Genomic DNA, 13,542 nt, shown 5'->3' with positions numbered 1-13,542 from the left:
CGACGCCACCGACGACGCCACAAACGGCCGCCAGTAACGAGGCCATCCCTCTCACGCAGAGGACGAGTCCCCGCCCAACGGCCACCCCGGACATCGAACACAGCAGCATCAAGGACGCGGGGCCGGCGGTCGCTGCGGCGGCATTCGACGTCTCGCACCGCGACGCCTCGACGATCCACGCCCCGTGGTGCGCGACTGCCCACAGGGCCGGCAACGGCATCCGAGTGTGCCGACCATCAGGTCGGCACACGCGTTGTGGACGCGGCGCGTCCCAAGTAGATCAGGACACGGCGCTCCGCCGAGGAGATCAGGACGTAGGACGTTGCTGGGCAGATCAGGACGCGGCGAGGCGTGCCGCTGCGCGACCCACCAGCGTGCCGAGGAGGCGCCCGAAGTCCAGCCCTGCCGCCTGCACGGCGAGCGGCAGCAGTGAGGTCTCGGTCATGCCCGGCGAGACGTTGACCTCCAGCACGTGTGGCTGGCCGGACGCGTCCACGATCACGTCGACGCGGGAGAGGTCCCGCAGGCCGAGTGCGGTGTGTGCGGCGAGAGCCACGTCGGAGACCCTGGCGGCCACCTCCGGGTCCAGCCGTGCTGGAGCGTGCCAGGTGGTGCGGCCGGCCGTGTAGCGGGCCGCGTAGTCGTAGACACCGTTGCGCGGCACGATCTCCACCGGCGGCAACGCCTGCGGACCGTCACCGAGGTCGACCACGGAGACCGCGACGTCCATGCCGGCAACGTACCGCTCCACCAGTGCTGTGGAGTCGTACGCGAAGCAGCCGACCATCGCGGCGGGCAGCGCTGCGGCGTCCCTGACCACCGCGCCTCCGAGCCCGGACCCACCCTGCGCCGGCTTCACCATGAGAGGGAGGCCCAGCCGGTCGACGATCCGGTCCAGTACGGCGACCGCCCCGAGCTCGGAGAAGCGATCGTGTGGGAGCGCCACCCAGTCCGGGGTGGGGATGCCGGCTTCGCGGAGCACCGCCTTGGCGGAGGGCTTGTCCCAGGCGAGCCGGGATGCTCGGGCGTCACAGCCGACGTACGGGATGTCGCAGAGGTCCAGGACTCCCCGCAGTGAGCCGTCCTCGCCGGTGGCACCGTGCAGTGCGATCACCACGGCGTCCGGCGGGTCTGCGGCGAGCGCTGGTAGCAGCGCCACGTCGGCGTCCCGCATCTCGGCTTCCACCCCGACGGCACGTAGCGCGTCGAGCACCCGGCGGCCGGAGCGTAGTGACACGTCCCGCTCATAGGAGAGCCCACCCGCGAGCACCACCACGCGTAGGTCGGGCGAGGCTGCGGAATCGGTCACGAGGAGGCGCTCAATGGCGGTCGTACCCATGCCGGCATCATGCCAAGTCGGGCCCTGGCACGTCGGAGCCGGCCCGGCCGCGTCGGCCGGCGGCGCCACCCACGGGGCCGAAGACCCGTCGCATCGCGATCTCCTGCTCCATGACACCGGCCAGCCGGCGGACGCCCTCGCGGATCCGCTCCGGCGGCGGGAAGCTGAAGTTGAGGCGCATCGCGCCGGTGCCGGTGCCGTCGGCGTAGAAACCGGTGCCGGGCACGTAGGCGACCCGGGCGGCGATCGCCCGCGGCATCATGGCCTTGGAGTCGAGCCCGTCGGGCAGGGTGGCCCACACGAAGAGACCACCGGCCGGGGTGGTCCAGCTGGTGCCCTCGGGCATCAGGTCGGTCATCGCGTCGAGCAGGGCGTCCCGGCGTTCCCGGTAGACCTCGCGGTAGACCTTGAGTTGTTGCCGCCACGGCATCGTGCCGAGGTATGTGGCCACGGCTGCCTGGGCGTAACCGCTCGGGCAGAGGATCTGCGCCTCGCTGGCGATGACCAGCTTGTCGCGGACCGCGTGCGGCGCGAGGATCCAACCGACCCGCAGCCCGGGGGCGAAGGTCTTGGAGAAGGTGCTGAGGTAGAACACGCCGTCCCGGCGGCGAGCCCGCAACGGTGCCGGGGCCTCACCCTCGAAACCCAGCTGACCGTACGGGTCGTCCTCGACGACGAGCAGGCCGGCGCGCTCGCAGATGTCGAGCACCCGTTCCCGGCGCTCCTCGCTGAGCGTCACGCCGGCCGGGTTCTGGTAGGTGGGGATCGTGTAGAGGAACTTCACCCGGCGGCCGGCACGCGCGAGGTCGGCGATGGCCGCCTCCAGCGCCTCGGGGACGAGCCCGTCCTCGTCCATCGGTACGTGCACGACCTGCGCCTGGGCGGCCTGGAACACTCCGAGTGCACCGACGTACGTCGGCCCTTCGGCGAGCACCACGTCACCCGGGTCGAGGAAGAGCCGGGCGACCAGGTCCAGGGCCTGCTGCCCGCCCACGGTGACCACGACGTCCTCCGGGGAGGCACCGCACGCCGCGTCGATCCCGGAGAGCGACATGACCTCGCAGATCCGCTCGCGCAGCTCGAGGGTGCCCTGACCGATGCCGTACTGGAGGGTGCTCACACCGTGTTCGGAGCCGAGCCGGCCGAGCATCTCACCGACCGCGTCCAGCGGCAGCGCGGCGATGTACGGAGCGCCACCGGCGAGCGAGACGACCTCCGGGCGGCTTGCGACCGCGAACAGTGCTCGGATCTCCGAGGCGGTCATCCCGCGTACCCGCCGGGCGTACCGGTCGGTGTAGTCGTCGAGTGTCGTGCCGGTCATGACCTCACCTCGATCGCTGCTCGGGTGGCTCCCGCCCCGGGTACCCCACACGCCGGTGACCATGGCGGCGGGGCGCCGATTGTCGATCCTAGTCCGCCAGAGCCCCGCTGCCTGGGTGCCGAGACGGATCGACCACATGGCGGACCGTCCGCTCGCGTCCCCCGGTGCGGTGGGCATCTGCGCGTCCCCTCCCGCATCGCCGATCGGCGGCGTACGATCGCTCGTCGGGGGCAGGAAGGCGGCGCTGTCGTTCCATGCCGGTCTCACCACCGAGCCTATTGTGGGGATGCGCCATATGTCGCGACGTCTGGTCAGCCTGACCCTCGACACGCTTGAGGACCTTCCCAGCCCGTGCCGGCAGTGCGTCTACTGGGAGCTCGATCCGGTCTCCGCTGACCGGGCCTGCGCTGCCGGTGATCCGGGCCTGGAGAAGGAGGCGTGGGTCTCCCAGACGCTGTTGGAGTGGGGTTCCTGCGGCAAGCTCGCGTACGTTGACGGCATGCCGGCGGGCTTCGTCATGTACGCCCCGCCCGCCTACGTGCCCCGTTCGATGGCGTTTCCGACCTCACCGGTCTCGGCCGACGCGGCACTGCTGATGACCGCCAACGTGGTCGCCGCGTTCGCCGGTGGCGGCCTGGGCCGGATGCTGGTGCAGGGCGTCGCCCGGGATCTCACCAAGCGGGGGATCAAGGCCATCGAGGCGTTCGGTGACGCGAAGTTCGGTGACGCCGACGATCCGTCGGGTGGCTGCGTGGCACCTGTCGACTTCTTCCTCTCGGTGGGGTTCAAGACAGTACGTCCGCATCCGCGGTTCCCCCGGTTGCGTCTCGAGTTGCGCACCGCGCTGAGCTGGAAGTCGGACGTCGAGTACGCGCTGGAGAAGCTGCTCGGGTCGATGAGCCCGGAAACTCTGCTCCGGCCGGTTCGTCCCGCCCCGGCGACCCGTTCCACCAACGGCTGACGGTCGACCCGCCGGCGGGCGTCGGTCCCGCAGCGATCAGTCGATAACCGTGCCGGCGGCCACGACGGCCCGCAGTTCGCTGACGTCCAGCGAACCGGTCGGGACGTCCCGTTCGATCGGGTAGTACATCCGCTGCACCGCGGCGACGATCGCCTCCACCACACGGTCCCGGAACCGGGGGTCGACCAGGTGGGCGCGGTCCGTGGGTGAGGTGAGGTACCCGACCTCGACCCGCACGGCGGGCATCCGGGTCAGTCGCAGCAGTTCCCAGGTCTTGGCATGGGTACGGCAGTCCCGCAGTCCGGTACGCGCGACGATCTCCCGCTGCACGAGCCCGGCGAGGCGTTCACCGGTCGCCGAGGTCACCCCGTTGTCGGTGCCGTAGTGGTAGGTCGCGACACCTTCCGCGTCCGGGTTGGCGTGGCCGTCCAGGTGCAGCGAGATGAACACGTCGGCACCGAGCGAGTTGGCCAGCAGAGCGCGGTCCGTGTCCGGCAGGCACCTGTCGGGCGACGGTCCTCTGGTGAGCTGCACCCGTACCCCGGACGCGGCAAGTCGCCCCTCCAGGCGGCTGGCCAGGTCGTGCACCAGGTCCGCCTCCGTCCAGCGCAGCGTCCCGTCGGGTACCACCATCCCGGGGTCGGTGCCCCCGTGCCCGGGGTCGATGACCACCGTCTTGCCGACCAGCGCCGGCCCGGACTGCCGGATGGCATCGGACTCGCGGAGCCATTGCGGGCGGCCACCGACGACCTTGCGGCCGATCCGGCGCAGCGCGTTCATGGTGTGTGGGCCGCAGGAGCCGTCGGGGGTGAGCCCGACCTCGCGCTGGAACTGCGCTACCGCGCGGGCCGTCCGGATGCCGTAGATCGAGTCGGCCCGGCCCACGTCGTACCCCATCTCCAGCAGCCGTTCCTGGAGCGACCGGACGTCCTCGCCGGTGAGCGGCTCGGGGACGGCGTGGTAGAGGGTGCGGGCGCCGAGCCGCCAGCGGGCGGCGTCCAGGGCACGCCAGGTCTCCGCACCGACCCGGCCATCCACGCTGAGCCCGCGGGACTGCTGGAACGCGCGGACCGCCCGCTCGGTGTCGAGGTCGAACTCGTCGGCGTGCGTCCCGGCGGCGGGGAGGAGTTCGAGGCTGAGAAGGATGGTACGGATCTCCGTGACCGCGGGTCCTCGGTCACCGGGTCGGATCGGACGCACGCACGACCCCCTCTGCACGACGCTGGCTGGCCGGGCGGCCTCGGCTTGAGGCTATGCGCTCCGGGGCGGCGAGGTGGCGGGCCAGGAAAAACAGCCGGGAGACGCCGAACCCCGCACCCGGCGAGCGGGTACGGGGTTCGGTCGGTGTCCTGCTGGTCAGAGAGCCGACTGGATGAGCCGGACCAGCTCGCCCTTCGGCTTGGCGCCGGCGATCGACTGCACCGGCTGACCGTTCTTGAAGACGGTGAGCGTCGGAACCGACATCACGCGGTAGGCCCGTGCGGTCTCCGGGTTCTCGTCGATGTTGAGCTTGACGATGGTGACCTGGTCACCCATCTCGCCCGCGATCTCCTCGAGCAGCGGCGACACCTTGCGGCAGGGGCCGCACCACTCGGCCCAGAAGTCCACCAGAACCGGCTTGTCGGCCTGCAGCACGTCGGCGACGAAACTCTTGTCCGTGACCGCCTTGGTATTTCCCACTATGCCCCTCCTCCGGGATGTGTTCCTTGTTTCAGCCGAGCGTCGCGATGAACCGTTCGGCGTCGAGCGCGGCGGCACAGCCGGTGCCGGCCGCGGTGATCGCCTGACGGTAGGTGTGGTCGACCACGTCGCCGGCGGCGAAGACGCCGGGCACGTTGGTGCGGGTGCTGGGGGCGTGGACCTTGACGTAGCCCTCGTCGTCCAGCTCGACCTGGTCGCGGAACAGCTCACTGCGCGGGTCGTGACCGATGGCCACGAAGACGCCGGTCACGTCCATCACCTTGGTCTCGCCGGTGTGCACGTTGCGGACCCGTACGCCGGTGACCTTGCCGTCGTCGCCGAGGATCTCCTCGACGGTGCTGTTCCACTCGACCTTGATCTTCTCGTTGCTCAGCGCCCGATCGGCCATGATCTTGCTGGCCCGGAACGAGTCGCGGCGGTGGATGATGGTGACCGACTCGGCGAAGCGGGTGAGGAAGGTGGCCTCCTCCATCGCCGAATCACCGCCGCCGACGACCACGATGTGCTGGTTACGGAAGAAGAAGCCGTCACAGGTGGCGCACGCGGAGACACCGTGACCCAGGTATTCCTGCTCACCGGGCACGCCCAGCGGCCGCCAGGCCGAACCGGTGGAGAGGATGATGGACTTGGCCCGGTAGGCGGTCTCGCCGACCCAGACGGTGCTCACCGCGCCGGAGCCGACGTCGCCGGTGTCCACCAGCTCGACCCGGGTCACGTCGTCGGTGAGGAACTCGGCACCGAACCGCTCGGCCTGCTTGCGCATGTTGTCCATCAGCTCGGGGCCGAGGATGCCGTCGGCGAAGCCGGGGAAGTTTTCCACCTCGGTCGTGGTCATCAGCGCACCACCGGACTGCACGCCCTCAATGATCAGCGGCTTCAGGTTGGCGCGCGAGGCGTAGACCGCCGCCGTGTAGCCAGCCGGCCCGGAGCCGATGATGATCAGGTTGCGGACCTCGTCCACTGCCGTCTCCCGAGTTGTGTGTGTTCGGCGTCGGCGTGAGCACCGATGCCGATCCGAGTTGCCGACGCCTGGGTGGGGCCGACAGCTGACTTCCAGAACGTCATCGTACGAACCGGGGATTCCCGAGCCGGGCATCCGGTGGGTCAGGTCACGTGGGCGGTCATCGCGCCATCGACCGTGGATTCACCCTACCCGCGACGAATACCGGCTGTCCGAGCCGGACCCGGGCACCCCGCACTCCGGGCCACTCACCCAGGCCCATCGGGCCCCGGTCGCGTCGGTGAAACGGATGACCAGTGCCGGCTCGCCCTGGAACCGGGCGTAGTCCAGCACGTCGACCACCAGCGGGCCGTTCCCGTGCTCCGTCGTCACCGTGGTCAGGCAGGTCTTCAGCGCGGCCTCGCCGGTAAGCCGGGCCAGTTGGTCCAGCCCTTCACTCACGGGACGCCGACTTCCACCGGCGTCCACCTCCGGCTGGGTGCCGGGCGTGTTGCCGGTCGCCCGGCTGGGGCTCGGCGCGCTCTGCATGGTGCCCTGCTCGTTGCCGAGGATCTGCGGGGAGTAGTCCGTACCGCTGCGTAGTGGCGGCCCGGTGGTGCGGGCCGGGTCGGCCCCCGCGACGCCCTCGGGCGCGCTGGCCGGCCGGTCGAGGGCGCTGGTGCCACTGGTGTCGCGCGAGTCGCTCCGGGACACCTGGGTGAGGCCGAGCGCGACCGCGACCACGGCGACCGTGACGGCGGCCACCGGTCGGCTGCGGCGGACCCACTCACGCCACCGCCGACCTGGCCCGGCGGGTGCCCGATGCCCCGACGTCGTGGGTGTGGCGGGCCGGCGCCCGGCCCGGCCCTGGGCCGGTACGACAGGTGGCGTGGCGGTGTCGCCGCGGTGCTCGGGCATGGGGTCGCCGGACGTCGGCTCCGCGGCCACCAGAGCGGCTGAGATGCGGTCGACGATCGCCTGCGGCATCTCCGGTGACGGCTCGGCCCAGCGGGCCAGGCTCGCGCGAACCTCCGTCAACGCGGGTGCCAGCTGTGCGTACGCCTCGACCCAGGCCGGGTCCGTGGACACCAGCCGGGCGACTTCCTCCTGCTGCGGGGTGCCGTCCAACGCCCCGCCGAGGTAGTCAGCGAGGAGGTCGTTGTCGACCTCCCGGAACCCCTCGGTCGTCACGTGTCCTCCTGGTTGGCGTCCCGCCGGTACCGGCTCGACCTCGATCCGACGCCCTCTGCAGGGCCAGGGTTCCCCGGAGTGACGGCTGGCACGTCACCGCTCAGGCCCGTTGGATCCGGTCGGGGCGAGGGCGCGGCGGCCACGGCCGGGCGGAGATGGCCGAGCAGTACCGCCAGACGGGCCCGACCCCGGGCACACCGGCTCTTCACGGTGCCCTCGGCGACGCCGAGGATGCGGGCGACCTCGGCGACCGGGTAGCCCTGGACGTCCACCAGCACCAGTGCGGCGCGTTGTTCGAGGGGCAGGGCGGCGAGCGCCTCGCGGACCACCAGCGCGGTGTCGTGGTCCGGTGCCGGGGCGGCCGGCTCGGGTCCGCCGACGCCCGAGCCGTCCTCGGCGCGGTTGCCGTCCGGCAGCGGCACTGTCGGGTGCGCCTGCCGGCGACGGATCCGGTCCAGGCAGGCGTTCACCACGATGCGGTGCAGCCAGGTCGTGACGGCGGAGTCGCCGCGGAACCGGGCCGCCGCCCGGTGCGCGGACAGCAGCGCGTCCTGGAGAGCGTCGGCTGCCTCCTCGCGGTCCCCGAGGGTACGCAGGGCGACGGCCCAGAGCCGGTCGCGGTGCCGCCGGAACAATTCAGCGAAAGCGTGCGGGTCGCCATCGACATGGGCACGCAGCAGCTCCAGATCGGTAGCTGCGGCGTGCCCGTCCATCACCACGTCCGGTCGAAGCAGTGCCAGGAGGAAGCCGTCAGGCTCACGACCCCTGGACCGTGATCTCCTGCACGCCCAGCTTGAAGCCACCCTCGGAAGGGGGCAGTTCGGTGATCCAGAACAGCAGGTACTGATATTTCTTGTCGGCGTCGAACCCGTTGAACGCCATGGTGGCGCCGTCGTGGTCCTCGAAGGGCTGCCCGATGAAGTCCGTGTAGTTGGCGACCAACTGCTTGTCGCCATTCGAGTTCGACGGCGGGTTGGTCGTGCCGGAGATGAGCCGGGCGGACGCGCCAGGGGCCGAGAGCACGGCCTGCACCGACTTGACGCTGTGCGGCTCGCCGAGGTCGAGCCAGACCCCCATGCCCTTCTTGAGGTTGCCGAAGTTGGGGCGGTCCCGGTACGTCTCGGTCTCCCAGCCCTTGTCCTCGTCACCGTCGATGACCTTCTCGGCCCCGCCGACCTCGCTGCGGTTCTTGCTGTCCGGGTCGATGATCCGGACGTTCTTCACCGCCAGCTTGCGCACCTCGTTGGCGGCCGGGGTGGCATCGCCGGCCGGTGCGCTGGACGTGGGAGCGGGAGGCTGGTCGGCCTGCGAGCCCTTGTCGCCGTCGTCGCCCAGGGTGCTGATCCCGATCAGGAGGCCGACCAGGGCGACCACCAGCAGACTGGCGATGCCCAGGGCGACCTTGCGCCCCCCGGCCGCAGCCAGAGGCGATGGCTCCTCACCGGTCTCGGCGGCGAACCGCAACGGCCCGCTGTTGTCGAGGTAGTGCTCCTCCTCGGCCGGCACGTCCAGACGGGCCAGCTCGGCGGCGAGCACGTCGGAGGACGGCGGAGCGATCTGGGCGTCGAGCAGATCCATGGTCAGGTCGTCCAGGTACGCCGGCACACCGGCCCGGACCTGGCGGGGTGCGGCGAGGACGCCCGCAGCGTCCCGAACGGCGTCGGGGATGGCGGCACGGCCGTGGCCGGCGGTGGCGCCCCGCAGCGGTGCCTCCGTGTGCGGCCAGTAGCCGGTCAGGGCGAAGTAGAGGACGCCGCCGACCGCCCGGATGTCGTTCTCCTGGCTGTCGGCGCCGTCGGTGCGGGCGTCCGCCAGGACGACGCGGCCCTCGTCACTGATCATGACGGTGCCGGGGTGGACGTTGCCGTGCACCATGCCGGTGGCGTGTACCGCGGCGAGCGCACTCGCGACGGCGTTGCCGATCGCGGTGGCGCGGGCCGGGTCCAGTGGGCCGTCGGCGGTCAGGTCCCGCAGGGACTGCCCATCCACCCACTCGCGGACCACGTACGCCCGATCGGCCTCGTCGATCGCGTCGTAGACGCCGACCAGGTTCGGGTGGATGACCCGGCTGGCCGCGACGGCGGCCTGAAGCATCTCGGTGGCGGAGTCGCCGCCCGGGTAGCGCAGCACTACCGCGACGGGACGGCGAAGGATGACGTCGACCCCGCGCCAGACCAGCCGACCCGCGCTGTCGTTGTTGATGTGCTCGACCAGTTCGTACCGCTCGGCGAGGACTTCACCGGCCGTGGGAGCACCGAAGGTCATGACCGGAGGAGCGCTTTCGTCCGCCTCCTGACCCTCGCCGACCTGGGTCACCCGTCCTCCCTCGGTGATCGTGTCGATCGATGGACCCGCACTGCTGGGCATGTGGCTTCCCGCTCTGCCGTTGAAGGAACCGGCCGACCGGTTTCGACGCGCAGCGTCGGCCCCTGCCGTACCCGTCGAGAGCGACCTTACCCGGGTTGCCCGTCTCCCCGACATGTCATCTTCCCGCCGTACCTGGCGGGTTCCCGGCAGTCGGAGAAGTCGTCCGGTTACGACCGTTGTCAGCCACGTTGCTGGCACATGTACTAGCTAATCTACGGCTTCACCGCAAGTGACCGACGCCGGGGCTGGCCTGGTGCGATGCTCCCAACAACTGAGCTGTTCCCGCCGATCGGCCTGCCACGCTCAGCCATACGGTTGGTTATCCACAGCCTGAGGCGGTGGTTGACCGGCGAAACGCGGAGTTATCCACAGGTGCATCCCCAGCCTGGTGATCCGCAGTGACGATCTGTATCTGTGCCAACTTGTTGTGATCTGTTGTTGACGATCAGCGACCGAGGCGACGTCGGACCATGCCGACCACCTCGGTGATCTCACTGATCCGCAGCACCATCGCCAGACCCAGGTAGGTCCCGCCGATCACCGCGCCGCCGATCACCAGTTGGATGACGGCCTGGGCCCAGCTCGGCGTTTCGCCACCGGGCAGCAGGTTGATCACGAGAAGGCCGACCAGCGCGGCGCCGAGCGCGGCGACCAGGACCCGGCCCAGGGTGCGCATGATGTGGCCCAGCCCGATCCGGCCCACCCGCGGACGGAGCAGCCAGGCGGAGCCGATCGCCGCCGCCAGATACGAGACAGCGTTACCGATCATCATCCCGGCCGCTGCGAAGTGGGCGGCGAACGCGGCGAACAGCACGATCTGCACGCCGATCCGCAGCGCCACGACCGGAATGTTGATCAATGCCGGGGTGCGGGTGTCGGGCAGGGCGTAGAAGGCGAAGGTGAAGAGCTGGCTGATCGCGAACGGCACCAGAGCGAGCGCGGCCAGCAGCAGCACCAGCGAGGTGTCGGCGGCGTTCTCGTCGGTGAACGCACCGTAGCGGAACAGCACCACTGCCAGAGGGGTGGCGAGCACGGCGTAGCAGACGGCGATCGGAGCGAGCACTGCGGAGACCGTCCGGGTGCCCCGGGACAGGTCGGCGGCCACGTCGGCGTAGCGGCCGTCGGCGGCGGCGGCGCTCATCCGGGGCATCAACGCGGTGATGATCGAGACGGCGATGATGCCGTGCGCCATCATCAGCAGCAGGAAGACGTTGTTGTAGATCAGGGCGCCGGCGTCCCCGTCGCCCGCCCGGTTGAGCAGGTTGAACAGCACGATCAGGCCGACCTGGCTGACCGCCACGTAGCAGAACATCCAGCCGCCGAGCCGGCCCAGCTCACGCAGGCCGAGCGCGCGGAAGTCGAAGCGGAGCTTCCATCTGAAGCCGACCTTGCGCAGCGCCGGCAGCAGGCCGGCGGCCTGGATAGCGACACCAAGCAGGGTGCCACCGCTGATCAGGAGGATGCGGCCGGTGGTCATCTCGCTCGGCTTCACGATCTCCGCACCGAAGATCGCGATGTAGAGGCCGGCGGTGGCGATCACCACGATGTTGTTGAGGATCGGCGCCCACATCGGGGCGGCGAAGTGACCCCGGGTGTTGAGTACCGCGCTGATCAGCGCGCTGAGGCCGGTGAAGAAGATCATCGGCAACATCAGGTACGACAGCTTGGTGACCAGATCCTGGTAATCAGCTCCGCGGTTGTCGCTCGTGTAGAGCTGGGTCAGCAGCGTCGCGGCGGCCACCGCGACCAGCGCGGCCACCGCCAGGGTGACCACCGCCAAGGTCAACAGCCGCTGGGCGTACGCCTGGCCGCCGTCGGTGTCGACCCTGCGCCGACGGACCAGCACCGGGATCAGCACGCTGGTGAGGATTCCGCCGAGGAGGAACTCGTAGACCATTCCGGGCAGGATCTGCGCGGTGGTGTACGCGTCACCGACCAGCGCGCCACCGAGCGCGGCGGTCAGCACCAGGGTCCGCAGGAAGCCCGTACCCCGGCTGACCAGGCTGCCGACCGCCATCACCGCGCTGTTCGTGGCCGCGCTGGCCTCCGCGACCTGCTCCTGCGGTGGTGCGGTCGACTCCAGGGCCGGCTGGTTCAGCGGCTCGGCCGAGATGAACGTGGCGCCGTCTCCCGGACGTACGCCGGCTCCGGGCCCGCCATCCTGCGCGGCGTTGGCGCTGCGGTAGAGCCCGCCGCTCATCTCCAGCCTCCCAGGGGTACGTCGGGTCGGACAACGACCCGCACGCCACAGACCATAGTCAACCCCCACCCGTTACCCGCGCCCGGCGGATCGGATCACACCCCGGCCCGATAAGCTGGCGATCCCATGTCCGAAGCCTCCGCTCCACACGCCGCCGACCGCCGCGAACTCACCGCCGCGCAGCGCAACGCCGTCGCCGAACTGCTCCGGGTTTCCCCGGTCGCCGACGAGTTGGGCCGCCGCTTCGTCCGCGCCGGTCACGAGTTGCACCTGGTGGGTGGTTCGGTACGCGACGCGCTGCTCGGCCGACTCGGCGACGACCTTGACTTCTGCACCGACGCGCACCCGGACGAGACGCTGCGGATCCTCAAGGGCTGGGCCGAGTCGATCTGGGAGACCGGTCGGGAGTTCGGCACCATCGGCGCGCAGCGCGACGGTCTCCGGCTGGAGATCACCACCTTCCGCGCGGAGTCGTACGACCAGGTCAGCCGCAACCCGGTGGTGGTCTACGGCACCAGCCTCGACGAGGACCTGAAGCGGCGCGACTTCACCATCAACGCGATGGCCGTCAGCCTGCCGGAACACCGGTTCACCGATCCGCACGGCGGCCTGGACGATCTTTCGGCCAAGGTGATCCGTACCCCGAGCACCCCCGGCGAGTCGTTCGGCGACGACCCGTTGCGGATGCTGCGGGCCGCCCGGTTCGCCGCCCAACTGCGCTTCGCCGTGCACCCGGACGTGCACCGGGCGATGACCGAGATGGCTGCCGACCTGGACCGGATCACCGCCGAGCGGATCCGCGACGAGTTCACCAAGCTGCTCTGCGGCGCCGACCCGATCACCGGTCTGCGGCTGCTCGTCGACACCGGGCTGGCCGAGCGGTTCCTCCCGGAGCTGACCGGGTTGAAGCTGGAGATCGACGAGCACGCGCAGCACAAGGACGTCTACGAGCACACCCTGACGGTCGTCTCGAACGCCGTCTCTTACGAGGACGAGGGGTGCGACTTCGTCCTGCGGATGGCCGCCCTTCTGCACGACGTGGGCAAGCCGGCGACCAAGGCTGTCGGGTCCGACGGTCGGGTCAGCTTCCACCACCACGAGGTGGTCGGCGCGCGGTTGACCAAGGCCCGGATGAAGGCCATGCGGTACCCGAAGGAGATCACCGCGAAGGTGACCGCGCTGGTAGCGCTGCACCTGCGCTTCTACGGGTACGGGCGGGGTGAGTGGACCGACTCGGCGGTGCGCCGCTACGTGGCCGACGCCGGTGACCTGCTGCCCCGCCTGCACAAGCTGACCCGCTCGGACTGCACGACCCGCAACCGGCGCAAAGCCGCGCAGCTCGCTGCGGACTACGACGCGCTGGAGGACCGGATCGCCCGGATCGCGGCCGAGGAGGACCTGGCCCGCGTCCGCCCCGACCTGGACGGCAACGCGATCATGGAGCTGCTCGGCGTGCCGCCGGGGCCGGTGGTGGGTAGGGCCTGGAAGCACCTCAAGGAACTGCGCCTCGAACACGGCCCGC

At 70.6% G+C, this 13,542-nt stretch carries 11 protein-coding genes; 2 read left to right on the top strand and 9 right to left on the bottom strand.

Annotation, left to right across the window (positions count from 1 at the left end; all coding sequences use genetic code 11):
• Window positions 1–334: 334 nt before the first annotated feature.
• Together ACWCO3_RS21565 and ACWCO3_RS21560 are read right to left on the bottom strand one after the other, a co-directional pair.
• Entirely contained in the window at window positions 335–1,339 is a 1,005-nt protein-coding gene (locus tag ACWCO3_RS21565) for a D-alanine--D-alanine ligase family protein (RefSeq protein ID WP_145778335.1), read from the bottom strand.
• 7 nt (window positions 1,340–1,346) lie between these two features.
• Window positions 1,347–2,660 carry an aminotransferase-like domain-containing protein gene (locus ACWCO3_RS21560; RefSeq protein WP_354883557.1) on the bottom strand — a complete coding sequence of 438 codons (1,314 nt, stop codon included), beginning with the start codon at window positions 2,658–2,660 and terminating at the stop codon, window positions 1,347–1,349.
• A gap of 295 nt (window positions 2,661–2,955) precedes the next feature.
• On the opposite strand from ACWCO3_RS21560, the gene ACWCO3_RS21555 reads away from it, so the two are divergent.
• Window positions 2,956–3,621 (top strand): GNAT family N-acetyltransferase, encoded by a 666-nt coding sequence (locus ACWCO3_RS21555; protein ID WP_088987047.1) that lies wholly within the window; start codon window positions 2,956–2,958, stop codon window positions 3,619–3,621.
• 36 nt (window positions 3,622–3,657) lie between these two features.
• Here the strand turns inward: ACWCO3_RS21555 and ACWCO3_RS21550 are convergent, their stop codons facing one another.
• From ACWCO3_RS21550 to murJ, 7 genes are all read right to left on the bottom strand, one after another.
• Window positions 3,658–4,821, bottom strand: coding sequence for an N-acetylmuramoyl-L-alanine amidase (locus tag ACWCO3_RS21550; RefSeq protein WP_358162495.1), 1,164 nt, complete (start codon window positions 4,819–4,821; stop codon window positions 3,658–3,660).
• A gap of 156 nt (window positions 4,822–4,977) precedes the next feature.
• Entirely contained in the window at window positions 4,978–5,301 is a 324-nt protein-coding gene (trxA, locus tag ACWCO3_RS21545; protein WP_088987049.1) for a thioredoxin, read from the bottom strand.
• Window positions 5,302–5,332: 31 nt separating this feature from the next.
• The gene (gene trxB / locus ACWCO3_RS21540) at window positions 5,333–6,283 is read right to left on the bottom strand and encodes a thioredoxin-disulfide reductase (RefSeq protein ID WP_145778338.1); all 951 of its coding nucleotides are present in this window, start codon (window positions 6,281–6,283) and stop codon (window positions 5,333–5,335) included.
• A 183-nt stretch (window positions 6,284–6,466) separates the two neighbouring features.
• Complete coding sequence (locus ACWCO3_RS21535) at window positions 6,467–7,453, bottom strand: hypothetical protein (protein ID WP_450011649.1); 987 nt, start codon at window positions 7,451–7,453, stop codon at window positions 6,467–6,469.
• On the bottom strand, window positions 7,450–8,166 hold the full coding sequence (gene sigM, locus ACWCO3_RS21530; RefSeq protein WP_145778340.1) for an RNA polymerase sigma factor SigM: 717 nt from the start codon (window positions 8,164–8,166) through the stop codon (window positions 7,450–7,452). Before sigM ends, ACWCO3_RS21535 begins: the two co-directional genes overlap by 4 nt.
• Before the next feature lie 43 nt (window positions 8,167–8,209).
• On the bottom strand, window positions 8,210–9,820 hold the full coding sequence (locus ACWCO3_RS21525; RefSeq protein ID WP_145778341.1) for a protein kinase family protein: 1,611 nt from the start codon (window positions 9,818–9,820) through the stop codon (window positions 8,210–8,212).
• A gap of 445 nt (window positions 9,821–10,265) precedes the next feature.
• Complete coding sequence (gene murJ / locus ACWCO3_RS21520) at window positions 10,266–12,020, bottom strand: murein biosynthesis integral membrane protein MurJ (protein WP_450011647.1); 1,755 nt, start codon at window positions 12,018–12,020, stop codon at window positions 10,266–10,268.
• Window positions 12,021–12,146: 126 nt separating this feature from the next.
• On the opposite strand from murJ, the gene ACWCO3_RS21515 reads away from it, so the two are divergent.
• On the top strand, window positions 12,147–13,542 hold a 1,396-nt coding region (locus tag ACWCO3_RS21515), incomplete at its 3' end, for a CCA tRNA nucleotidyltransferase (RefSeq protein ID WP_450011645.1).

Source organism: Micromonospora sp. NPDC002411 (assembly GCF_053592955.1).
The sequence above is the reverse complement of the archived record's forward strand: the minus strand, read 5'-3'. Positions and strand labels throughout refer to the sequence as shown.